The organism is Methylophaga thiooxydans DMS010 (genome assembly GCF_000156355.1).
Classification (GTDB): domain Bacteria; phylum Pseudomonadota; class Gammaproteobacteria; order Nitrosococcales; family Methylophagaceae; genus Methylophaga; species Methylophaga thiooxydans.
Genome location: NZ_GG657896.1, coordinates 42518 through 64287, shown reverse-complemented (window position 1 = coordinate 64287; position 21770 = coordinate 42518). Strand labels below are relative to the sequence as shown.

Annotated in this window: 22 protein-coding genes; 10 read left to right on the top strand and 12 right to left on the bottom strand. The window is 46.1% G+C overall.

The window, feature by feature from the left end:
• Nucleotides 1-112: 112 nt before the first annotated feature.
• The 5 genes from MDMS009_RS16725 to ygfZ all read left to right on the top strand — a co-directional run bounded on the left by MDMS009_RS16725 (nucleotide 113) and on the right by ygfZ (nucleotide 3233).
• The gene (locus tag MDMS009_RS16725; protein ID WP_081443579.1) at nucleotides 113-307 is read left to right on the top strand and encodes a Com family DNA-binding transcriptional regulator; all 195 of its coding nucleotides are present in this window, start codon (nucleotides 113-115) and stop codon (nucleotides 305-307) included.
• Complete coding sequence (locus MDMS009_RS06645) at nucleotides 273-1034, top strand: DNA adenine methylase (protein WP_008290345.1); 762 nt, start codon at nucleotides 273-275, stop codon at nucleotides 1032-1034. Before MDMS009_RS16725 ends, MDMS009_RS06645 begins: the two co-directional genes overlap by 35 nt.
• Nucleotides 1035-1065: 31 nt before the next feature.
• Nucleotides 1066-1956: a hypothetical protein gene (locus tag MDMS009_RS06640; protein ID WP_008290170.1), complete on the top strand. Its 891-nt coding sequence runs from the start codon at nucleotides 1066-1068 to the stop codon at nucleotides 1954-1956.
• A gap of 35 nt (nucleotides 1957-1991) precedes the next feature.
• Nucleotides 1992-2207, top strand: coding sequence for a hypothetical protein (locus MDMS009_RS06635; protein ID WP_008290137.1), 216 nt, complete (start codon nucleotides 1992-1994; stop codon nucleotides 2205-2207).
• A 78-nt stretch (nucleotides 2208-2285) separates the two neighbouring features.
• Nucleotides 2286-3233 carry a CAF17-like 4Fe-4S cluster assembly/insertion protein YgfZ gene (gene ygfZ, locus MDMS009_RS06630; RefSeq protein ID WP_008290837.1) on the top strand — a complete coding sequence of 316 codons (948 nt, stop codon included), beginning with the start codon at nucleotides 2286-2288 and terminating at the stop codon, nucleotides 3231-3233.
• Here the strand turns inward: ygfZ and MDMS009_RS06625 are convergent.
• The 5 genes from MDMS009_RS06625 to suhB all read right to left on the bottom strand — a co-directional run bounded on the left by MDMS009_RS06625 (nucleotide 3230) and on the right by suhB (nucleotide 9156).
• On the bottom strand, nucleotides 3230-4591 hold the full coding sequence (locus MDMS009_RS06625; protein WP_008290843.1) for a sigma-54-dependent transcriptional regulator: 1362 nt from the start codon (nucleotides 4589-4591) through the stop codon (nucleotides 3230-3232). The two genes, ygfZ and MDMS009_RS06625, sit on opposite strands and share 4 nt — an antisense overlap.
• Nucleotides 4591-6192, bottom strand: a complete 1602-nt coding sequence (locus MDMS009_RS06620; RefSeq protein ID WP_008290838.1) for a sensor histidine kinase — start codon at nucleotides 6190-6192, stop codon at nucleotides 4591-4593. The genes MDMS009_RS06625 and MDMS009_RS06620 overlap by 1 nt, the downstream gene beginning before the upstream one ends.
• Entirely contained in the window at nucleotides 6189-6410 is a 222-nt protein-coding gene (locus tag MDMS009_RS06615; protein ID WP_036315558.1) for a PP0621 family protein, read from the bottom strand. Before MDMS009_RS06615 ends, MDMS009_RS06620 begins: the two co-directional genes overlap by 4 nt.
• A gap of 63 nt (nucleotides 6411-6473) precedes the next feature.
• Nucleotides 6474-8303, bottom strand: a complete 1830-nt coding sequence (gene typA, locus MDMS009_RS06610; RefSeq protein ID WP_008290864.1) for a translational GTPase TypA — start codon at nucleotides 8301-8303, stop codon at nucleotides 6474-6476.
• Between the two features lie 58 nt (nucleotides 8304-8361).
• Nucleotides 8362-9156, bottom strand: a complete 795-nt coding sequence (suhB, locus tag MDMS009_RS06605; protein ID WP_043888021.1) for an inositol-1-monophosphatase — start codon at nucleotides 9154-9156, stop codon at nucleotides 8362-8364.
• Between the two features lie 252 nt (nucleotides 9157-9408).
• Here suhB and MDMS009_RS06600 point away from each other — a divergent pair, with 252 nt between their 5' ends.
• On the top strand, nucleotides 9409-9708 hold the full coding sequence (locus MDMS009_RS06600; protein WP_008290844.1) for an Lpp/OprI family alanine-zipper lipoprotein: 300 nt from the start codon (nucleotides 9409-9411) through the stop codon (nucleotides 9706-9708).
• A gap of 72 nt (nucleotides 9709-9780) precedes the next feature.
• Here the strand turns inward: MDMS009_RS06600 and MDMS009_RS06595 are convergent, their stop codons facing one another.
• Entirely contained in the window at nucleotides 9781-10944 is a 1164-nt protein-coding gene (locus MDMS009_RS06595; protein ID WP_052298149.1) for a L,D-transpeptidase family protein, read from the bottom strand.
• A gap of 150 nt (nucleotides 10945-11094) precedes the next feature.
• Between MDMS009_RS06595 and MDMS009_RS06590 the strand changes: the two genes are divergently transcribed.
• The gene (locus MDMS009_RS06590) at nucleotides 11095-11880 is read left to right on the top strand and encodes an outer membrane protein assembly factor BamD (RefSeq protein WP_008290835.1); all 786 of its coding nucleotides are present in this window, start codon (nucleotides 11095-11097) and stop codon (nucleotides 11878-11880) included.
• 30 nt (nucleotides 11881-11910) lie between these two features.
• On the opposite strand, the gene MDMS009_RS06585 is transcribed toward MDMS009_RS06590, so the two are convergent.
• The 4 genes from MDMS009_RS06585 to sucC are packed head-to-tail and all read right to left on the bottom strand — an operon-like array spanning nucleotide 11911 to nucleotide 15944.
• Nucleotides 11911-12249, bottom strand: coding sequence for a P-II family nitrogen regulator (locus MDMS009_RS06585; RefSeq protein WP_008290860.1), 339 nt, complete (start codon nucleotides 12247-12249; stop codon nucleotides 11911-11913).
• A gap of 9 nt (nucleotides 12250-12258) precedes the next feature.
• Entirely contained in the window at nucleotides 12259-13899 is a 1641-nt protein-coding gene (locus MDMS009_RS06580) for an NAD+ synthase (RefSeq protein WP_008290836.1), read from the bottom strand.
• On the bottom strand, nucleotides 13900-14775 hold the full coding sequence (gene sucD, locus MDMS009_RS06575; RefSeq protein ID WP_043888020.1) for a succinate--CoA ligase subunit alpha: 876 nt from the start codon (nucleotides 14773-14775) through the stop codon (nucleotides 13900-13902).
• Nucleotides 14772-15944, bottom strand: coding sequence for an ADP-forming succinate--CoA ligase subunit beta (gene sucC / locus MDMS009_RS06570; RefSeq protein WP_008290825.1), 1173 nt, complete (start codon nucleotides 15942-15944; stop codon nucleotides 14772-14774). The genes sucD and sucC overlap by 4 nt, the downstream gene beginning before the upstream one ends.
• Nucleotides 15945-16198: 254 nt before the next feature.
• Here sucC and pip point away from each other — a divergent pair, with 254 nt between their 5' ends.
• From pip to MDMS009_RS06555, 3 genes are read left to right on the top strand one after another with little or no spacing between them, the layout of a single operon-like run.
• Nucleotides 16199-17164, top strand: a complete 966-nt coding sequence (pip, locus tag MDMS009_RS06565) for a prolyl aminopeptidase (protein ID WP_008290830.1) — start codon at nucleotides 16199-16201, stop codon at nucleotides 17162-17164.
• Nucleotides 17161-17613 carry a D-aminoacyl-tRNA deacylase gene (gene dtd / locus MDMS009_RS06560; RefSeq protein ID WP_008290848.1) on the top strand — a complete coding sequence of 151 codons (453 nt, stop codon included), beginning with the start codon at nucleotides 17161-17163 and terminating at the stop codon, nucleotides 17611-17613. The genes pip and dtd overlap by 4 nt, the downstream gene beginning before the upstream one ends.
• Nucleotides 17614-17626: 13 nt before the next feature.
• Nucleotides 17627-18277, top strand: coding sequence for a hypothetical protein (locus MDMS009_RS06555; protein ID WP_052298148.1), 651 nt, complete (start codon nucleotides 17627-17629; stop codon nucleotides 18275-18277).
• Here MDMS009_RS06555 and MDMS009_RS15805 read toward each other — a convergent pair.
• Nucleotides 18246-21500: an EAL domain-containing protein gene (locus MDMS009_RS15805; RefSeq protein WP_008290831.1), complete on the bottom strand. Its 3255-nt coding sequence runs from the start codon at nucleotides 21498-21500 to the stop codon at nucleotides 18246-18248. The two genes, MDMS009_RS06555 and MDMS009_RS15805, sit on opposite strands and share 32 nt — an antisense overlap.
• Before the next feature lie 53 nt (nucleotides 21501-21553).
• Complete coding sequence (gene ccoS / locus MDMS009_RS06545; RefSeq protein WP_008290828.1) at nucleotides 21554-21760, bottom strand: cbb3-type cytochrome oxidase assembly protein CcoS; 207 nt, start codon at nucleotides 21758-21760, stop codon at nucleotides 21554-21556.
• Nucleotides 21761-21770: the final 10 nt, after the last annotated feature.

Below are 21770 nucleotides of genomic sequence, written 5' to 3'. Positions count from 1 at the left end.
GCCAACACTGCCGAGCCGTCAACCCACAGGCACATACCCTGTGAGCCAACCAAGGCCATCCCGCCGCGTCGACGCAGCCGGGCCAGCCTAGCACAAACAGATAGAGGCTCACATGAAAGAAGTTAGATGTGGTGGCTGCAGCCGGTTACTGGCTAAAGCTGAATACGTACAAATCGAAATCAAGTGTCCGCGATGTAAGACACTCAACAACCTGAAGGCCATTGAGCCTCTTAATCCAGCACCAGCGAGTGCCAGACCAATAGAGGAAAAACATGGCCAAACCAATTATCCCGTGGATGGGCGGTAAAACCCGACTCGCAAAAGACATCCTGCCCCTGTTTCCGGAACATCAATGCTACGTCGAAGTCTTTGCTGGTGGCGCAGCGCTCTTTTACAAAAAGGAACCATCCAAAGTCGAAGTGCTTAATGACATCAATGGTGAGCTGACCAACCTTTACCGGGTTGTTCAGCACCACCTTGAAGAATTCGTCCGGCAGTTCAAGTGGGCCTTATCCAGCAGACAACTGTTTGAATGGGAAAAAGCCAAAACACCCGAAACGCTCACCGATATCCAGCGTGCAGCCAGGTTCTACTATCTGCAAAAGCTTGCCTTCGGTGGCAAGGTCGACGGCCAGAGCTATGGCACCGCCACTACCAGTCCGCCACGGCTCAATCTACTCCGCATCGAGGAGGATCTGAGCGCCGCTCACCTTCGCCTGGCCAGAACCAACGTCGAGAACCTAGACTGGCAGCGCTGCATTCAGAAATATGATCGACCAGGCACACTGTTCTATCTGGATCCACCGTACTATGAAACCGCAGGTTACGGTCAAGACTTTGGTTTAGAACAATACGAAACCATGGCAGAACTGGCCCAAACTATCCAAGGCAAAATGCTCATCAGCATCAACGACCACGACACTATTAAAAAGGTCTTTAAAGGCCTCTCAAATAAGCCTTTAAATATCAATTACACGGTAGGTGGAAATCACAATAAAAAAGCATCCCGTGAGCTGCTAATATGGAATTGGTGATAATTAACAAATGGAGTCACATTCTTAAGCGATGATTACACTAAATACCGAGAAAGGCTTAATCCGTGTTGATTCATGGGGAGATATTCAAGACTTAGCTGGTTTTGAGGAAAACCTCGATCCATCAGACCATAAATTAAAGGAGATTCTAGGTAATTATACTTTTACTGAAAAAATTCGTTGTGGTTTATCAACTTGTCATTCGCCTCATAACAAAGGCTATATTGTCTCAACTGAAGATGGCTATACCACTAACATCGGCCAGTTATGTGGTGCCAGTTACTTCGGTGTTGAATTCAACACTCTATCGAAACGCTTCGACCGTTTTGTTACTGAATCTGAAAACCGTGCCACATTAAGAGAGTTTGATATTGATTCTGTTCAACAACAGGTTTCGGAACTAAAGGCTCAGGAAAAAGGTGCCAATTGGGCTAATTCTAAACTTAGCCCGTTTAAACAGAATAAATTTCCTACCATATCTAAAGCCTTGTCTAGCATGATCAAGACACGGAGTAATCAACTTATAATTACCGTGAAAGCTACTGTGCAAGAGGTTGAAGCTATTGAGGCTGCTCAAAATGTAACCCTTGAAAGGCCTCATTATGTTGAACGTCCTGTTGCTGAAATTGCTGGCTTAGAGGCTTTGTATGATGAGAACGACATCAGAGAGTTGGTGGTTATTCAGCTTGAAAGCAATCTCAATCAATTGAGAGATGCCGATATAAATCAGCTCAGTTATCAAGATTTAGAGAAATGGGCGAAGTGGGTTAGAGAGGTTGACTCTTTAGTCAGTAAAGCCACACAAATCATTCTCTTTGCCAGAGTGTTTCTCACTAGAGAGAACTTAAAACCACTTGATCGTTTAGGTGGCAGTTATGATGAATCTTCTGCATTTACTTCTTATATAAAGCAGCTTAAATAGATCATTAATTACCTATAGTTAGTTTGGAGTTTGTTATGTCTGGTTTTGTTTCTGTTGAGGTCGAAGGGAAGCTCTATGAGTCTGAGTACCATGAAGTTGGTGGTGTGGTTCGGGTTTATGGTGATCTAGGTGACCCTCATAAGCCAGAGGTCGAGTTCACCACTCTTGGAGGTATGAAGCCAGACCAAGTCGCTAGGATTTTGCTGAGACGTTTGGTTAAGCGAGGAGTAGTTTCGCCAACTGACGATTAAACTACAGATCGCAATTCATGTGGCGAGAGATCGCAATTCATGTGGCGGCCTACAACCAATTAACTATAGCGATCTACCATGAGCTGGAAAAACCTAATTCAACAACAAGCAGTGGCTTTCCCAAAAGAATCTCAATCAGCATTAACTCCCTTAGCTGATCTGAGTATTATCATCGTGTCAGGCGATGATGCAGGAAGTTTTTTACAAAACCTTCTCACTAATGCTGTGAATGCGCTAAAACCCCATCAGGCACAACTTAACGGATTGTGTAGCCCGAAAGGCCGATTGCTCGCTATTTTCCAGTTAATCAAGCGCGAACAAGATTACCTTATTGTGCTGCCTGCAGAACTTGCTGAAGCTATCGCGCAACGTCTGTCCATGTTTAAATTACGCAGCAAAGTGGATATCGCACTATCAGACTCGTTAGCCGCAGTAGGTATTATCAACCCTGATAATAAAATGACAGACTTGCCGTCAACAACCATGCAAGGCAGCGAGACGGAGCTTGGTTTATTAATAAAACAAGCTGGCCAATCACCCCGTTTTCTGGCGATTTGTGAAAAAGACAAAACGCTTTTACTGAGTGAGTGGCTCACAGACGGCTGGCAACTGACAACCCAGGCATTCTGGCAGTTACTAGATATTGAGGCTGGCGTGCCGGCCATTTTTAATGACAGTAAAGAACAGTTCACACCACAACAGGTGAATCTGGAGCTCGTCGGTGGTGTTAGCTTCAAAAAAGGCTGCTATCCAGGCCAAGAGGTTGTTGCTCGCCTTCACTACCTAGGCTCACCCAATCGCAGAATGTTTCTGGCAAGAGTGGGTAGCGGTGAGTTACCTCAAGCCAACACCCCGGTTTCAGATGATGACGATAACACGCTAGGCCATGTCGTTCAGGCACAAACAACTCATGACAACACGCTACTCTGCCAAGTAAGCATGAAACTATCTGCGATTTCGACAAAAGCCAATATTGGAGGCAATGCGGTTACTGAGCTGACAGCATTAGTCAACGATGAAGGTTAATCAAGCTCTAGCTTTTTCAGCTTATAACGCAATGCCCTGAATGTAATGCCAAGCTTTTTAGCAGCAGCCGTTTTATTCCAGCGTGTCGACTCCAGTGCCTGCATAATCAAGTGTTTTTCTTGATCTTCCAGCTTTGACTCTAAATCAACAGCGGTACTCGCTATGTTTGCAGAGAGTGTCGGCTCGTTAGTTGGCGTTGGCGTGGCAGGTTGATGCTCAGGTAACATCAAATCATCAGCCTGAATTGTGGTGCCATCAGACCAGGTCAAGGCTCGCTCTAAGATATTTTCAAGCTCACGGACGTTACCCGGAAACACATAGGATTGTAATGCCTGCATTGCCGATGCCGCTATGGCTGGCTGAACATGATGATGACGTTCGGCAAACTGTTTAAGAATATGAGTCGTTAACTGAGGAATATCTTTTTGGCGCTCTCGTAATGCGGGGACGGTGAGTTCAATAACGTTCAGACGATAGAATAAATCTTCCCTGAAACTGCCCTCTCTGACACACTTCGCAAGATTTTTATGGGTAGCCGATAGAATTCGCACATCCACATTAATCTCCTCGTGGCCACCAACAGGTCTGATTGCTTTTTCCTGAATCGCGCGCAGTAACTTGACTTGCATCATCAACGGCAGGTCTGCCACTTCATCCAGAAATAACGTGCCGCCGTCTGCGATCTGAAACAAGCCCTGTTTGTCGGCAATAGCACCTGTAAAGGCACCTTTTTTATGCCCGAAAAGCTCACTTTCAACTAAATCAGCGGGTATTGCACCGCAGTTTATTGGCACAAACGCTTGTTCGCCTCGAACACCTAATTCATGAATCAAGCGAGCGACTAACTCTTTACCCGTACCTGACTCGCCGGTGATATAAACGGGCGCTTGGCTACGCGCCAGTTTCGAGATTTTTCCTCGTAACGAGCACATCACATCCGTTTCGCCAAGTAACTTATCTCTGGAACGACGTTCTTTTAGTTGTGGTGTTTCAGGGGACAGTTTAAGTGCTGCAGTGACCAGGTCCCTCAACATTCTGAGTTTCAATGGTTTAGAAACAAAATCAAATGCGCCGGACTTTAATGCCTCGACAGCCAAGTCCACATTACCGTGCGCAGTAATCACAGCAACAGGCAGTTCAGGCCATTGTTTCTGAATCGTTTTAACAAAATCGAGGCCATTACCGTCTGGCAAACGCATATCGGTAAAACAGAGATCAAATTTTTGCTGTTTGAGAGCCTGATGTGCCTGCGCCAAACTTTCCGCTGTCACGCAGTCAATCGACATATCTGACAGTGTCATGGTGAGCAGTTCAAGAATATCCGGCTCATCGTCTATGACTAATGCTTGTCGGTTCATTATGCTATGTATTCCTGCCATTCACTGGGAAAGCTTATACGAAAACGACTGCTTTGCAACTCATCGGCAAGAAAACTTAACCGTGCACCATTCGCCTGACATAACTCTCTGGCTAAGTATAAGCCTAATCCAGTGCCACCTTGACGCTTAGAGTGAAACGGCTCAAAAAGGTGCTCACGTGCAGCTTGACTCACGCCTGCACCATTGTCTGATACCTCAATGTAAATCTCTTTTTCTGAACGTGTGAGTAATACCTCAACTCGTGGGCCTGCTTTATCGGGATCAGAATAGTGGCACGCATTATCCAGCAAATTCCACATCACCTGGTGGAGTTGTTCAGGATCCATGGCCACTTTCGCTAATGGTGAATCAATGTTGAGAACAATATCATTGTGTTTAACGGCTTTTATTTCACTAAACTCCGCCACGAAATTGTCTAGCCATGTCGCTAGAACAACGGCTGAAGGTTCAACGGTTTTACGCCGACTCATTTGCAAAATCGTCTCGATAATACTATTCACGCGCTGGCTATGACGTTGAATAATATCTGTCAACTTGCTCATACTCGGATCCGACGCCTGTTTTTCAGCCAACAACTCACCAGCGTGGCTGATTGCGCCCAGCGGGTTACGTATTTCATGCGCGATGCTTGCTGTGAGCCGCCCCAACGATGCCAATTTTAATTGTTGCGCTTGTTGCGCCATGGCGGAGGTGTTTTCAATGTAGATGAGGGTTTCACCACTATCCAATTTCGATGCTGACACACGTATTTCGGGCAAATCAGATCGTGCTTGAAAAGCCTCAAATGGGCGTGGGTTATTGTGCTGCCATAACCATAACTGCTCCGCGAGCTGTGGTACTGCCAGACGTAAATTAAAACCTGGGAAAGTGCGCTCTATACCTAACAAATCTCTGGCTGATTGATTGAACATAGTAACGATGCCATGGGCATCGAGAGCCATCACACCGATTTGCATACGACTGATGATATGTTGATTAAGCACGGCAAGATTGGCGACATCTCTAGCCCTTTGCTCTGCCAATACTTGCGAGCTCTGCATTTTGTGAGAAAGCCACTGAGCCAACCAGGCTGTCACAAAAAATGTGGCACCTAAAAAACCTGCTTGGCTATATTTGGTTACGCCATCACCGGATATTTGGGAGTAGCTTACTTCTAATAACATGGCTAAGGTGGCAATGGCGGCAGTGAATGCGGCCAGGCGTCCAGGGATAAGTGCGCCACCTGCGACAACCACGACCAATAATAATGAGCCTAACCCAGTTGCTAAGCCCCCACTGGCATGAATAATAATCGTCAGTGCAACGATATCAATAAGTAGCTGTAGCTTAATTTGTTTTTCGACATCGCCCCAGCGCTTACTGGTAAAAATCAACAAAAACAGTGCTGTTAGCAGATAAGCCTGACTAACCGTTGCGTAAAGCTTGGGATCAACCGCGCCGAGAAACGCTGGCGGTAACTGTAGGTAGAAAACAAAAAAGAGCACTGCCGCCAAAAAGAATCGATAGCCAGCAAAGACGGTTAATGCCCGCCATGTAGCCGGATCCTGCTCTAATGGCAGCGTAAAATCAGCCTCTCTCATCGCGACTGGCGATGTTCCTCTAGATGTTCATTCGAGCAAAAATACTGGCGGTTGTCTTCTAACGCTTCTTGTTCAATGATATGAAGACCGCAATGCTCACAGCGCACCATTCGCTCACTCTTTGTTGATGTAATCGGGGACTGTTTTGCTTTCCGCAGTAGATTGCTAATGATGATATAGAGTAATAAACCAATGGCCAGTAGAACCAGAATTCGCATCTTTCACCTCAAAAAAAAGGGTACCCCGATAGGATACCCTTTTTCGTGTTACTATTGGGCTAATTAGCCTCTTGATGCACGTTTTCGCTCATGCTCAAGCAATAGTTTTTTACGTAAACGTAATGACTGAGGAGTGACTTCCAGTAACTCATCCTCACCAATAAACTCCAACGCTTGCTCAAGACTCATGCGAATCGGTGGTACTAACGTTACCGCATCGTCAGAACCTGATGCACGTACGTTAGTTAATTGCTTACCTTTAAGCGGATTAACAACCAAATCGTTGTCACGTGAATGAATACCGATAATCATGCCTTCATACACCTCATCACCATGACCAATAAACATACGACCACGTTCTTGCAGGTTGAAAATCGCAAACGCGACTGCTTTACCCACACCATTGGCAATTAACACGCCGTTGATACGTTTGCCGAAACTACCTGTCTTCATCGGCGCATAGTGATCAAAAACACTGTAAATCAGGCCTGTACCCTGCGTTGCAGTCAAAAACTCGGTACGGAAACCAATCAGGCCTCGGGAAGGAATAATAAAGTCGAGACGGACGCGGCCTTTACCATCTGGTGCCATATCACGTAGTTCAGCACCACGTTCACCCATTTTTTCCATGACAGTACCTTGATGTTCGTCTTCAACATCAATTGTCACGGCTTCGAATGGTTCTTCTTTGACCCCATCCACTTCGCGAATGATAACTTCTGGACGTGAAACACCCAGTTCGAAACCTTCGCGGCGCATATTTTCAATAAGAACGGATAAATGCAGTTCACCACGTCCTGAAACTTTAAATTTATCAGGGTCTGTCGGTACCTGATCAACTCGCAGAGCCACGTTATGGATCAACTCACGATCCAAACGCTCTTTAATTTGACGGGTAGTGATGAATTTACCTTCTTTACCCGCGAACGGTGAGTTGTTCACCTGGAATGTCATGGTCACCGTCGGCTCATCCACAGACAACGGTGGCAAAGCCTCAACGGCATTCTGATCACATAAAGTGTCAGAAATATTCAGTGGATCCACCCCAGTAAAGGCGATGATGTCACCAGCCTGTGCATCACTGACTTCTTCTCGCTGTAAGCCGAGGAAGCCCATGACCTGTTGGACACGACCATTACGGGTTTTACCTTCACGATCCACGACGGTAATAGGTGTATTGGTTTTGATACGACCACGTTGAATACGCCCCACACCGATAACACCGACATAGCTATTGTAATCCAGTGATGAAACCTGCATCCGGAATGGACCATCAACATCGACATCAGGCGGGCTAACTTTATCCACAACCAATTCAAATAACGGTGTCATATCACCATCACGGACACTATCATCCATACCCGCAAAGCCATTCAGACCAGAGGCATAAATCACATCAAAATCTAGCTGTTCATCTGTTGCATCAAGATTCACAAACAAATCGAATGTTTGATTCAATACCCAGTCAGGTCGTGCTGAAGGCTTATCAATTTTGTTGATAACAACGATAGGTTTTAAGCCTAGAGCCAGCGCTTTTTGCGTCACAAACCGTGTTTGAGGCATTGGACCTTCTGCTGAGTCGACCAGCAATAAAACAGAGTCCACCATCGATAAAACACGTTCTACCTCGCCGCCAAAGTCGGCATGTCCCGGTGTATCAACGATGTTGATGTGATAGTCATTCCAACGAATCGCCGTGTTTTTAGAAAGAATGGTAATACCACGCTCACGTTCCAAATCATTGGAGTCCATAACGCGTTCCGTCAGCTCTTCGTGCTCACCGAATGTGCCTGACTGACGCAGTAATTGGTCGACCAACGTTGTTTTACCATGGTCAACGTGCGCAATGATTGCAATATTGCGCAGTTTTGAAATATCTCTGTTATTTGTCATTATCTTGAATTCTGTATTGGCATGCCTGGCATGCGATAAAAATGAAGCCCGCAGGCACTTATTTGAGGGGTTCTTGCAAATGCGGTTGCAGTTTTTCCAGCAGCAATTTGTGCACACCAAAGCCACCGGCGACAACATTGCCTTTATCGAACAGTTTCTCGTCACCAGCGAAATCAGTGACTAAACCACCAGCCTCTTCCACCAATAACAAGCCGGCTGCCAAATCCCAGTTTTGCAAACCAATTTCCCAATAGCCATCGAGACGACCTGCCGCCACATAGGCCAAGTCTAATGCGGCCGATCCTGCACGCCGAATATCTGCCACATGCGGAAATACAGCACTAAAGCTAGCTAAGTAGCGTTCGTGGTGTTGCGGGAATTTGAATGGAAAACCAGTGGCAAGCAATGCACCGTTGAGTTCGCGACGTTTTGTCACACGCAGACGATGATCGTTTAATTTGGCGCCTTCTCCGCGACTGGCCGTGAACAGCTCATCACGACGCGGGTCGTAGATAACTGCATGTTCTACACGCCCTCTGACCCGGACTGCGATGGAAACGCAATAATGCGGGAATCCGTGTAAATAATTGGTAGTGCCATCAATGGGGTCAATAATCCAAACCGTATCATTTGTTCCGCTGTTACCCGATTCCTCGGCCATAATGGCGTGGTCTGGGTAGGCTTTCTTGATAACCGTAATGATTTCTTGTTCAACCAAATGATCAACGTCCGAGACATAATCGTTACGTCCTTTCGTGGTCACTTCAAGGTGTTCAACATGTTGCAATGATCGCATGATCAGGCTGCCAGCATTACGGGCTGCCCGAATCGCGATATTCAGCATTGGGTGCATAGACAAATTTTTCCAGAGCAGATTGAGCGTGATGAAATCGCGTTGTAATAATTGCGTTCATCTAAAAAAAGAAGATTATAACAAGTATTTGCTATTAGGGATGTAGCTTTATCGATAGAGTTCGCATTTTTATTGAGGTTTAATAGACATAAAAAATAATTCTTGCTAGCTTATGATTTATGTTGCGAATTAATAAATTAGCAATATAATACCCACGCCAATTATATAACTGGTACTTTTAAGGAGAATAATATGAAACCATTAGCAAAACTGAGTGCTGTAATCCTGCCTTTGGCTCTGTTGACCGCTTGTGCCAACACAGCTGAAATGGAAGCGTTGAAAGCCTCTGTTGAATCTGCTCAATCAACCGCTGATTCTGCACTGGTAGCTGCACGCAATGCTCAAAGCACTGCTGATACAGCGCAACGTACTGCTACAGATGCAGAACTGGCTGCGATGAACGCCCAGAAATCTGCTGATGAAGCACAAGCAACAGTCGAAGAATGCTGTGCAAAAATCGACCGTATGTTTGAAAAAGCAATGAGCAAATAATTCTTCTTGCCACATGCAAAAAAGCCGGAACATTTGTTCCGGCTTTTTTTTATCTAAAATTTAACAGTGCATTTATAAAGCATCACTCGATACCTGCACTGTCCAAACCGGTGTACCTGCCACCGCAGCGACCTCTTTGCCCATAATATCGGCCTCTTCACGCGTATTAAACGGACCAATTAAGGTTTCTTCTTTGGGGCCAGAGCGCACAGGCCAAAATAAATCATCGAGCTGTAAAGTAATAATGGCTTGGCGCATTTTGCTCACGGCTTGTTTATTGACGCCAGCATGTAAAAACCATAAGTTTTCCACAATATCCAATTGCTTCTGGCCAACAGGTATCACCACACCTTTCTGATCGCGCACGATATCTTCTGCGAGTGGCCACTGTTCATCAGACACCAAACTATCTTGTGCAGTCAAAATAGCTTTCACCATTGGCGTCATGTTATTACCTTCTCGCACATCAACATCTTTATGCTGTCTGTGTGCTTCCAAATATAACTGCCCATTCCTCAGCCCTGCTTTATGCGGCTGATACAAAATTTCGACACCGGTATTGCTGGGCGTAAGATGAAATAAGTGTTCAATATCTTCTGGATACAATCGAATACAGCCGTGACTAACGCGAAGCCCAACCCCAAACGGCTTATTGGTGCCGTGTAATAAATACCCCGGCATCGATAAGTTCATCTTATATGCACCTAGTGGGTTATCTGGACCAGCTGGCACCACTTTTGGCAATGGATCACCATTTTCCAAGTGTTCCTTACGAATCGACTCAGGCGGCGTCCACGTCGGATTTTTCACTTTATTGGTGATCCGCGTTTTTCCTAAGGGGGTGGCCCAGCCTTCACGGCCAATACCGATAGGATGCGTAACAACTTGCTGCAAGCTGTCTTTTGCTGTTTTCGGATAATAATAAAGACGCATCTCGGCAATATTGATAACAATGCCTTCACGTGGCGCATCGGGCAAAATAAAGCGGGTTGGCACTACAACGCGCGTGCCTTCACCTGGTAGCCAAGCATCAACCCCGGGGTTGGCATCGGTAATATCACGATAACCCAAGTCAAATTGACGGCCGATATCGAGCAACGTATCTTCTGAACGACTGTATACAACCATGTTGTGTCCGATGACAGCAGCATTGGGATCCGTCATTTCAAAGGTTGTGGCAGCAAGCGGTGCCGATAAGATAAGGCCAACCGCAATAGACAGCAGACGACGAGGCATGGAATATTCCTGTTTAGACATTCAAACTCGCTATTGTACTGGATCGCACTATCAAGTGATGTTTGTTAATTAGTAAAAACGTGCTTTGACACACAAAAAGGGCTAAGATCAGCCTTTACCTCAAATATGTAGCTAGCGTAATCTAAGCCGATGAAAAAATATTATCTCCTGCTAATTATCTCTCTGACCACGTTATCCCTTTCTGGTTGCTCTTTTTTTAAAAAAGAAGAAATTAAAGCGGATGAAAGCTGGACAGTAGAACGCGTATACTCCGAAGCCAACGCCGCATTGACGCTTGGCGACTATGAGACAGCCATCACTTACTATGAACAATTAGAAGCACGATTTCCGTTTGGTGAATATGCTCAACAAGCATTGCTTGAGTCAGCATACGCACACTATAAGAATGATGATCCAGAGACGGCTATCGCGACACTTGATCGCTTCATGCGCGTTTATCCGCTCAACCCCAATATCGACTACGCCATCTACTTACGTGGCTTAACAAGTTTCCACAGAGATATTGGTTTCTTTGAAAAATATATCCCGCGCGACGAGTCTCAACGTGATCCCGGTGCCGCCGAAGATGCCCTGCGCGACTTTAAAACGCTGGTCACCCGGTTTCCTCAAAGCCGATATGCAGAAGACTCTACACAACGCATTGTCTACTTGCGTAACCGTCTCGCACAGCACGAAGTTAACGTAGCAAACTACTACATGCGTCGCGGCTCTTACATTGCAGCAGCAAACCGCGGTAAATATGTATTGGAAAATTACCCGCGTACGCCATCCATGCCGGAAGCATTAGTGGTCATGGCAAAAGCGTATAAGGTATTGGATATGCACGACTTGTCGCAAGATGCTTTGCGCGTGCTGGAATTGAACTACCCCGGTCATCCAGGTGTGGCGGAAGTAAGTCAAACAAACGTTCAATAAAGAAAAGGCCGCTAAGCGGCCTTTTTTATTTTAAATGGCTTCGTCGCCTTCTTCACTGGTGCGGATTCGAATCGCACGCTCCAGTGATGTCACAAAAATCTTACCGTCGCCAATACGACCTGTGTGTGCAGCCTGTGTGATGCTCTCAATGACCGAGTCAACGACATCATCAGACACCACAATCTCGAGTTTAACCTTAGGCAGAAAATCAACGACATATTCAGCACCCCGATAGAATTCGGTATGCCCCTTTTGGCGACCAAAGCCTTTGACCTCGGTTACCGTCATCCCAGTAACACCGATTTCCGACAAAGCCTGACGAACATCATCGAGTTTAAAAGGTTTGATAATCGCTTCAATTTTCTTCATCGCATTTCCTTACTCTATAGTTGAAGTAACAGTGTAACCTGACGTAATCGGATATCGTCGGTCGCGTCCAAATGCACGACTACTAATACGAATACCTGGCGGTGCCTGACGTCGTTTATATTCGTTACGATCTACCATTTTGATCACCCTTGCAACCACTTCGGCATCATAGCCTTCAGCAACCAAGTCTTCAAAGCAGCTATCATCCGCAATGTACCGTTCTAAAATTTTATCCAAAAGCTCATAAGGCGGCAGACTATCTTGATCTAACTGATCGGCAGCGAGTTCTGCCGATGGCGGTCGCGTAATGATGCGTTCTGGAATTACCATGGAGCGTGTATTGCGATAATGACTAAGCTGATACACCATCGTTTTATATACATCTTTCAATGGTGAGTAGCCGCCAGCCATATCCCCATACAATGTCGAATAACCAACGGCCATTTCACTTTTATTACCCGTCGCTAACACCATCGAACCGGTCTTGTTTGATAGCGCCATAAGAATAATACCGCGACAACGTGCCTGAATATTTTCTTCAGTGGTATCGACAGGTAAACCGGTAAATTGATCAGATAATGTTGTCAGAAAAGACTCAAATACCGGTTCAATTGACATGACACTGTAGTGGACACCTAATCCATCAGCCATTGCTTTAGCATCATCAAGACTGATTTGTGCGGTATAGCGAGTAGGCATCATGACCGCATGGACTTTCTCGGCGCCAATCGCATCAACAGCCAAGGCCAATGTTAATGCTGAATCGATACCGCCTGATAAACCGATTACCACCCCGGGAAAGTGGTTTTTTTCGATGTAATCACGTAAGCCCGTCGTCAGTGCTTTATAAATCATGGCGTGTTCGTTTTCTTTTATTGCCATTTGCCCATGTATTTGCACGATACCGTTTTCACTACGGTTAACGGTTAAAGGATACAAGCCACTTTCAAAGGCAGGGGCACGGGCGACTTTTTCACCGCGGTGATCTAAGGCAAACGAGCAGCCATCGAATACTAACTCGTCTTGACCACCCACTTGATTCACGTAAACAACGGGCAAGCCAGTCTCCAAAACACGCTTTTTAACTTCGGCTTCGCGCAATTGCCACTTGCCCATACGGTAAGGTGATGCATTGAGGTTAATGAGTATCTCAGCACCGGCATCAGCAGCCTGGCAAGCGGGCTCAGTAAACCAGATATCTTCACACAAAGTCAGGCCAAATCGAATGCCTTTGAAATCAACGACACACGCTTCTTTGCCTTCGACAAAATAACGCTTCTCATCAAACACACTGTAGTTAGGCAGCTTATGTTTGAAGTAAGTAGCAACACGGTTACCATCAACAATCATTGACGCCGCGTTATACAGCTCCTTACGAACCTCCCCATCAGGATGTCCAATGATGATGGCAACACCCTCTACATGCTTTTGTAATGTGTCCAGTGCTTTATTTACACGCTTTAGTAGCCCCGGTCTGAGCAATAAATCTTCTGGTGGATAGCCCGTTAAGGTTAACTCGGGAAAAACAACCAAATCGGCACCGAACTGATCACGTGCCTGGTGTGCTGAGGTAATAATTTTGACGACATTGCCAGCCACATCCCCAACCACAGGATTGATTTGCCCCATGACCAGAGTTACATCGTTCACCTATCTGGCTTCCATCGCTGCTAGCATACAATCACCGATTTCAGCCGGTGAGCGGGCAATTTTTGCGCCAGCGCTTTCTAAAGCAGTCAATTTAGCTTCAGCCGTGCCGGTTCCACCGCTAATAATAGCGCCAGCATGCCCCATACGTTTACCTGGAGGAGCCGTCAAACCTGCGATATAGGCTACAACGGGTTTCGTCACATGTTGCTGAATATAAGCTGCCGCATCTTCTTCTGCGTGCCCACCGATTTCGCCCACCATGACAATACCCTCGGTTTGAGGATCGTTTTCAAACATTTCCAGACATTCGATAAAGTTCATGCCATGAATCGGATCACCGCCGATACCGACACAGGTACTTTGGCCTAAACCATTCTGTGTCGTCTGATGAACCGCTTCGTAAGTCAATGTGCCTGAGCGCGAAACAATTCCGATTTTACCCGGCTGATGAATCACCCCTGGCATAATGCCAATTTTGCACTCACCTGGCGTGATCAAACCCGGGCAGTTCGGGCCAATCAAATACACATCTTTGCCATTCAGGGCATGTTTCACACGCAGCATATCCTGTACAGGAATACCTTCGGTGATGCATGCAATGACCTTGATGCCAGCATCTGCAGCTTCCAGAATGGCATCAGCCGCAAACGCCGCAGGAACGTATATCATCGTCGCATCAGCACCTGTTTCCGCGACGGCTTCATGCACAGTATTAAACACAGGCCTATCTAGGTGTCGCTGGCCACCTTTACCGGGTGTCACCCCGCCCACAAACTGAGTGCCATAGGCAATCGCTTGCTCAGAATGAAAGGTACCTTGTTTGCCGGTAAAGCCCTGACAAATCACTTTGGTTTCACGGTTAACAAGAATGCTCATGTATTTGACTCCTGGGCAGCAGCAACCGCTTTTCTAGCAGCATCGGTTAAATCCTGTGCCGCATAAATACTCATCTGGCTATTGGCCAATAACTCACGGCCCTGCTCGGCATTAGTGCCTTCTAGGCGCACCACTACGGGCAGTGTCAGATCGACCTCTTTTGCTGCCTGAATGATGCCTTCAGCAATTAAGTCACAACGAACAATGCCACCAAAAATATTAACCAGAATAGACTTCACCTTGGTATCCGATAAAATCAGCTTGAATGCTTCTGCCACGCGATCGGCCGTCGTGCCGCCCCCCACATCAAGGAAGTTCGCCGGTTCACCACCTTCTTTTTGAATCAAGTCCATCGTTGCCATAGCCAGACCGGCGCCATTCACCATGCAGGCAACATTACCGTCCAGAGAAATGTAGTTCAGTCCATATTCACGCGCGATGACTTCAGCATCATCTTCCTGCGTGGGATCAAACATCTCAGCCAAATCCGCATGGCGGAATAAGCCGTTATCATCGAGGTTAATTTTGGCATCCACAGCCAATAAATCACCTTCTCCAGTTACAACTAAGGGATTAATTTCAACAAGACTGGCATCATTTTCAGTGAATAATTGATAGAGGCTTTGCATTACCTGTTGTAATTGCTTGAATGCTGCCCCTGTCAGGCCTAAAAAGAAGCCTGCACGACGACACTGATAACCTTGCAAACCAACGATAGGGTCAACATAAAGATTAAGTATAGCTTCAGGGCTTTCTTCGGCAACCGCTTCAATGTCCATACCGCCTTGTGCTGAAATCATAAACACAATGCGTTGGCTGCTACGATCAAGCAGTACGGCTAGATAAATTTCCCGCGCTATATCCGTTGGTTTTTCAACTAACACTTGATGAATGGGTAAGCCTTCAGCTGTGGTTTGATGCGTAACAAGGTGTTGCCCCAGCATTGCGCTGGCCGCTGTTTCGACCTCATCCAGCTGATTCACAACTTTAACGCCACCCGCTTTACCGCGCCCCCCTGTATGCACTTGGGCTTTGACTACCCAGCGTTCGCCAGCCAGCAATTCAGCGGCTTGTCTTGCTTGGGCAGCTTCGGTTACCACTTGCCCTTGTGGGGTAGGCACACCGTAACGGTTAAATAATTGTTTCGCCTGAAATTCATGCAGGTTCATTGTTTTAGTCTAGCCTTGATTATCATTTAGCCGTTTTGTCTCGACTGGTTTACGTGCTTATGCACAGTGCTGTGCAACAAGCTCATTGTGTAAACCTTATATTTTCTCGCAATATAAGGATAATTACCATCGTTTGCAGCGCTTTATTTTAGCGAATAAAACTATTCTGCTTTTCGACATTGCCTTTGCACAGCCCTCATCAACTCTCTCTGCTCGTGATATAGTTCAGGCCGATAATTACTAACGGTTTTTTTATGTTGTCACTTTATCCCGATATTGAACCTTACCAGACGCATCTATTCTCCAGAGAAAAGCTCAGTCATGGCGGACGACATCAGATCTATGTTGAAGAATGCGGTAATCCGAATGGTCTTCCAGTAGTCTTTTTGCATGGCGGCCCAGGCTCGGGATGCCGACCTCAACACCGCCGTTATTTTGACCCGGAGAAATATCGCATCATATTATTTGATCAGCGGGGCTGCGGGCGTTCTTTACCCAGTGGCGAACTGGAAAATAACAGCACTCCATTTTTAATCGCAGATATGGAGTATATCCGCGACACCTTGAACATTGATCAGTGGGTGTTATTTGGTGGTTCCTGGGGAGCGACACTGGCAATAGCCTATGCTCGGGATCATGCCAACACTGTTCTGTCGATGATTTTACGCGGTACCTTCTTGGGCCGTCAGCAGGATATTGATTGGGTTTACGCTGAAGGTGGCGCATCAAGGTTGTTTCCTGATGCTTGGCAAGCGTTGGTTGCTGAGCTGCCTGAAGCCGAGAGGAAAAGGCCGTTGCAAGCCTATTTCGACAAACTCACTGACGACGACCAAGCCGTTCAAAACTCAGCGGCGCAAAGACTCAACGTGTGGGAAGGCACCATCGTCATGTTACGAGATGAAGAATACCAACCTGATTTAACACAAGAGCCGGGGCCGCTGGCACACTCTCGGGTGCAACTTCATTATGCCTTGAATGAATGCTTTATTAGCGATCGACCGCTGTTGGCTGACTTGGATGCGATTAAATCGATTCCGACACAGGTGGTTCACGGTCGCTACGATATCGTCTGTCCCATGCAGCAATCGTGGGAACTAAAACAAGCATGGCCAGATATTACCTTAGATATTTTGCCCCTTGCCGGTCATGCAGCCGGCGAACCCGCAATGATTGAAGCGTTGGTAGGCGCGACAGATAACCTCGCTGAGGCACTGACATGATCGCCCTCTTACAACGCGTTACACATGCAGAAGTCCATGTTGACGACAAACGTGTCGCAGAAATCCAACAAGGCTTATTAGTGTTGCTCGGGGTAGAAAAAGACGATCAACCACACGATGCAGATACATTACTAAATAAGCTATTGAACTACCGCGTGTTTGCTGATGATGCTGACAAAATGAACTTATCATTACACGATATCCACGGCGGCTTATTGCTCGTCCCGCAATTCACCTTACCGGCAGATACACGAAAAGGTTCTCGTCCGAGTTTTACTCCTGCTGCGCCCCCGCAACAGGCCAATGATTTATTTGAATACATGGTCAAGCAAGCCAAGCTTTCCCATCCCAACACCGCTGCAGGCCATTTTGGAGCAGATATGCAGGTTAGCCTCACCAATGATGGCCCTGTCACGTTTTGGTTACAGACAAATAAAAACCGCTCTTAATCTGGATTGATTCATGCGAACACTGAGAAATTTCATTATTGGGCTGATTCTGGTCATTGGCGCTATAGCAGCGATGTTGTTTATTCCATCACCACAGCCACCTGCCGCTAAGCCATGGGAAGTCACTATCATGCCTGATGGCAATGTTCAGGTATTAGGCATTCACCTTGCGAACACCACATACAAAACAGCACAAGAAACATTGGGCACATTTGGTGAAACAGCTATTTTTCGGGATCCCAATAACAGTCTGAGTGTCGAAGCCTTTTTTAATAGTATTAATCTGAGTGGCTTATCTGCGAAACTGGTTTTAAATTTAGATGTAAAAGCAGAGCAACTTGAAACAATGTTGAAAAGAGCCACCTCCGGGAAGTTACAACCTAGCGGTGCGTACCAACATGACATTGCTGAAGTCGACCGAATCGCGCTATTGAAGACGCCTGTCAACGCTATCACGTATATTCCAACAGTTCGACTTGATGAAACGATGATTATGTCCCGATTTGGTGAGCCTGACACGAAACAGCAAACCACCGATCCCGACGGTGTCACCATTAACAGTTGGCACTACACAAGCGCTATGCTGACGGTAAACTTTTCTGAAAAAGAGAAAACCGTGCTGATTTATCGCGCTAAATCAACGTCGCCTGATCAATTAAAGTAGAAAATTTGTCCTTATCAACTGCTTTACTAAACAAAAAACCCTGCGCTAAACGACAATCATGACGAAGTAAATATTGACGCTGTTCAGCCGTTTCTACCCCTTCTGCTACCACTTTCAATCCTAAGCTATTTGACATCGCCATAATCGCATCAACAATGGCCGCATCATCTTTATCACTGGTCACATCCCGCACAAAGCTACTGTCAATCTTGAGTACATTTAACGGAAACTGTTTTAGATATGACAACGAGGAATAGCCGGTACCAAAATCATCAATCGCCAGACTGATATTCATGGCGCTTAACTCGGCTAAGGTAATTGTCGCCAACTCGGTATCATCCATTAACATGCTTTCGGTAATTTCTAGCTCCAGATGCGCCGCTGGCATGCCCGTCTCATCTAAAAGCCGACGAATAAAGGCCGCCAGAGAGCCCCCTTTGAACTGTCTGCCCGATAAGTTAACCGCCATCATAAAGTTGTCCGGTAAACGCTCTGACCACTCTAAATAAGTCGCGCAAGCTTGCCTTAGAATCCACTCACCCACCTGCGTTATCATTCCAGTATCTTCCAGCATCGGTACAAATTCAGCCGGTGAAACATTCCCCCACTGTTCACTCTGCCATCGAAGTAACACTTCAGCACCGACCAGTTTCCCTGTCTGTAGGTTGACCTGGGGTTGGTAATGCAAATGCAGATCTTGCTGCTCAACAACACGCCGTAAGGCCGTTTCCATGGCAAGTCTCTTCGCCGCCTCGGCATTCATTTCGGCAGAATAAAACTGGAAATTATTGCGTCCCACTTTTTTAGCGTGGTACATGGCTGCATCCGCATTGCGTACCAGCATATCGACATCACGACCATCAGCAGGATAAAGGCTAATCCCTATACTCGGGCTAATATTAACTTCTGTATTTTCTATTTGATACGGCTGTGTCATGGACTTAATGACTTTCTCTGCCACTTTGCCGACATATTCTGCTGACCGAACATCTTCAAGCAGTAAGGTAAATTCATCCCCCCCTAAACGCGCAACGGTGTCACCTTCACGTACGCACGCCTTGATTCGGCCAGCGACTTCCGTTAATAGGATATCGCCCGCTTTATGCCCCAAAGAATCGTTAATGTGTTTGAAGTGATCCAGATCGAGAAAAAATACCGCTAACCTGCCCGAATTACGCATTGATTTGTGAATCGCATGTTCGACACGATCGGTAAACACAGCCCGGTTAGGCAAGCCCGTCAAGCCATCAATACTCGCTAAACGTGTCAGGTGCTCTTCATTCTGGCGCTGTATGGTAATGTCCTCAAACAACCAGATCGTCCCTGCTTTTGGGCTTCCCGCATCAATCGCTTTACCCGAAATGCCACACCAGAAAACTTGTCCATCTTTACGCACCATTTCAAGCTGCGCTTCATAATTATCGCCTGATGTTAATTGGTGATAGGCTTCTTCGCCAAACTGCAGATAGGCATCTTCGTTGAGATACAAACATTGGACACTCTGGCCTTCAATATCATCTCGCGTGTAGCCAAATAACTCCTCAAACTTTTCATTGACACGAACAAACTGTCGATCGCGTAGAAAAGCAATGCCCACCATCGCATTGTCCAATATTGCATTTAACTCGGTGGTCGTCTGTTGCAGCTGGAGTTCAGTGCGTTTTCTGGTGGAAATATCCGTAATCACACACACCCAGACCTCACCCTTTGCTGCACGGATTTGGCTTAATGATAAAACCATTGATACGTCAGAGCCATCATATCGCTGTCCGTCAAACTCCTTCCCTTCGGCTGCTTGCTCAATGATGTCATTAAAGCTTGTTACGGTCTCTGAGTGAGCAAAAAAGCGAGAAATGTTTTCACCCACTAGCGCATTTTCCGTGGCATGAAAGATCCTTTCTGCCGCTGGATTGGTTTGCTCAATTTTCCCGTTCACATCCAAAGTCAGAATAGCCTCCGGCACGCCATTCAATATGGCCAGGATATGTTGTTCACGGTTTTCTAATGACTCCTTAGCCTGAGCAAGCTCTGTGATCAGTTGCTCGGTATTACCGGCAAAAAATGTAAAATCTTTCGCCAGTCTCAATACTTCATTATGTGATTGATGTTGCTCGATGTGTGTCTCAAACCGGCCTGCCGACAGATCATGCATCGATTCACGAATCTTATGCAGCGGCTTACTAATGCGACTGAACAAAAATAAGGCAAACAAAATCATCCCGACTGTTATCAAGCCGCCTAGAATGACAATTTGCCAACGTGTCCTATCCGCTAACTGCACATTTTTTGCAACGGCCTGATAGGTCTGCTGATCCACGCTGTCATTCAACAACACAATTTTGTCGTTCAATACTGACATCACGGCCATTGCCGACTCTTCGCCTTGTTCTAGCAAAGCGTGGTTTAGTAATCGTTGCTGATGCAGTTTGTAAAGCCTTGCCTCGTCAAATATCAGTGCGTAAAAAGTTTGCATGTCGTTGTTCATCGCAGCCACTTGCTTTTCAAGGGCAGGAAGACCAGCCAAACGACGTTCTAACGCGCTCAGATCTGATTGAATGTTTGTCTTAAGCGGCTGTTGTCTGTGCTCAAGCAATGCCTCTAACTGTTCGCTATTGGATGTTAAAAATGTCTCTGTAATCAGTGCTTCCAACTGATAGAGATCAGCACGAATCGCGAACGTCTGCCTAATGACCGACAATAAGTTTTCACGATGCAGTCGTTGTTCTATCTCATCGAGCTGTTGTCTGATAGCCTTTGCCTGAAAATCAACATCATCACGGTATTGCTTCAACTCCGTTTTCAGCAGCAATCCATCTTTTTTTAGCTGATAGAGCTCACTATCCAAACTCAAAAAGTCCTGATAGTAGCTAAACAGACTGTTAATTAATGTGGCATTGTCGGCATCATGACTAAAGATTGCGGACAAGCGCAGCCAATTCTGATGAAAGGCCTGTTCCCATAAGCTACGCTGAGTAAATTGTTCAATCGCCCGTATTGAGTCCGTGGCTAAGAATTGTTTTTGTCTACTGATTAAAGACGAGGCAGTTGTACTCAGTTCACGGCTGCTGTTATGGAGTGGTAACAGCTTGTCTGAAAAAACATGCTGCGTTGAAGAGGTGAGACTATTGGCGTAATTAGCCATTAGAGCCATCACCAGCACAACAACGACGGTGATGGTTGCCCAGAACAGGAGCAGAAATTTGATGCTCCAGTTTTTAATCATGGTGTGTCCCCTGATACGACATTCCCTTATCGTCTTACCTCAATGGTTTGACATTATTGGCTAGTATCTTCGTTATCGGCAGCTGTTTCTGATTGTTTTGTCTTAGCGTGTGTTGGATCATCATCGTCATCCATTAGCACGCGATTCGCTGCACCATCCATATCATCATATTGCCCATTACGAACGGCCCAGAAAAATACCGCTACACCAATAATGCCGAGTAAAAGCATGCCTGGCAATAAACCGTATATGACTTCCATAACACCCTCA

Coding starts and splice junctions, on each gene's coding strand:
- MDMS009_RS16725 (WP_081443579.1), top strand. CDS start 113: ATGAAAGAAGTTAGATGTGGTGGCTGCAGCCGGTTACTGGCTAAAGCT.
- MDMS009_RS06645 (WP_008290345.1), top strand. CDS start 273: ATGGCCAAACCAATTATCCCGTGGATGGGCGGTAAAACCCGACTCGCA.
- MDMS009_RS06640 (WP_008290170.1), top strand. CDS start 1,066: ATGATTACACTAAATACCGAGAAAGGCTTAATCCGTGTTGATTCATGG.
- MDMS009_RS06635 (WP_008290137.1), top strand. CDS start 1,992: ATGTCTGGTTTTGTTTCTGTTGAGGTCGAAGGGAAGCTCTATGAGTCT.
- ygfZ (WP_008290837.1), top strand. CDS start 2,286: ATGAGCTGGAAAAACCTAATTCAACAACAAGCAGTGGCTTTCCCAAAA.
- MDMS009_RS06625 (WP_008290843.1), bottom strand. CDS start 4,591: ATGAACCGACAAGCATTAGTCATAGACGATGAGCCGGATATTCTTGAA.
- MDMS009_RS06620 (WP_008290838.1), bottom strand. CDS start 6,192: ATGAGAGAGGCTGATTTTACGCTGCCATTAGAGCAGGATCCGGCTACA.
- MDMS009_RS06615 (WP_036315558.1), bottom strand. CDS start 6,410: ATGCGAATTCTGGTTCTACTGGCCATTGGTTTATTACTCTATATCATC.
- typA (WP_008290864.1), bottom strand. CDS start 8,303: ATGACAAATAACAGAGATATTTCAAAACTGCGCAATATTGCAATCATT.
- suhB (WP_043888021.1), bottom strand. CDS start 9,156: ATGCACCCAATGCTGAATATCGCGATTCGGGCAGCCCGTAATGCTGGC.
- MDMS009_RS06600 (WP_008290844.1), top strand. CDS start 9,409: ATGAAACCATTAGCAAAACTGAGTGCTGTAATCCTGCCTTTGGCTCTG.
- MDMS009_RS06595 (WP_052298149.1), bottom strand. CDS start 10,944: ATGCCTCGTCGTCTGCTGTCTATTGCGGTTGGCCTTATCTTATCGGCA.
- MDMS009_RS06590 (WP_008290835.1), top strand. CDS start 11,095: ATGAAAAAATATTATCTCCTGCTAATTATCTCTCTGACCACGTTATCC.
- MDMS009_RS06585 (WP_008290860.1), bottom strand. CDS start 12,249: ATGAAGAAAATTGAAGCGATTATCAAACCTTTTAAACTCGATGATGTT.
- sucD (WP_043888020.1), bottom strand. CDS start 14,775: ATGAGCATTCTTGTTAACCGTGAAACCAAAGTGATTTGTCAGGGCTTT.
- sucC (WP_008290825.1), bottom strand. CDS start 15,944: ATGAACCTGCATGAATTTCAGGCGAAACAATTATTTAACCGTTACGGT.
- pip (WP_008290830.1), top strand. CDS start 16,199: ATGTTGTCACTTTATCCCGATATTGAACCTTACCAGACGCATCTATTC.
- dtd (WP_008290848.1), top strand. CDS start 17,161: ATGATCGCCCTCTTACAACGCGTTACACATGCAGAAGTCCATGTTGAC.
- MDMS009_RS06555 (WP_052298148.1), top strand. CDS start 17,627: ATGCGAACACTGAGAAATTTCATTATTGGGCTGATTCTGGTCATTGGC.
- MDMS009_RS15805 (WP_008290831.1), bottom strand. CDS start 21,500: ATGATTAAAAACTGGAGCATCAAATTTCTGCTCCTGTTCTGGGCAACC.
- ccoS (WP_008290828.1), bottom strand. CDS start 21,760: ATGGAAGTCATATACGGTTTATTGCCAGGCATGCTTTTACTCGGCATT.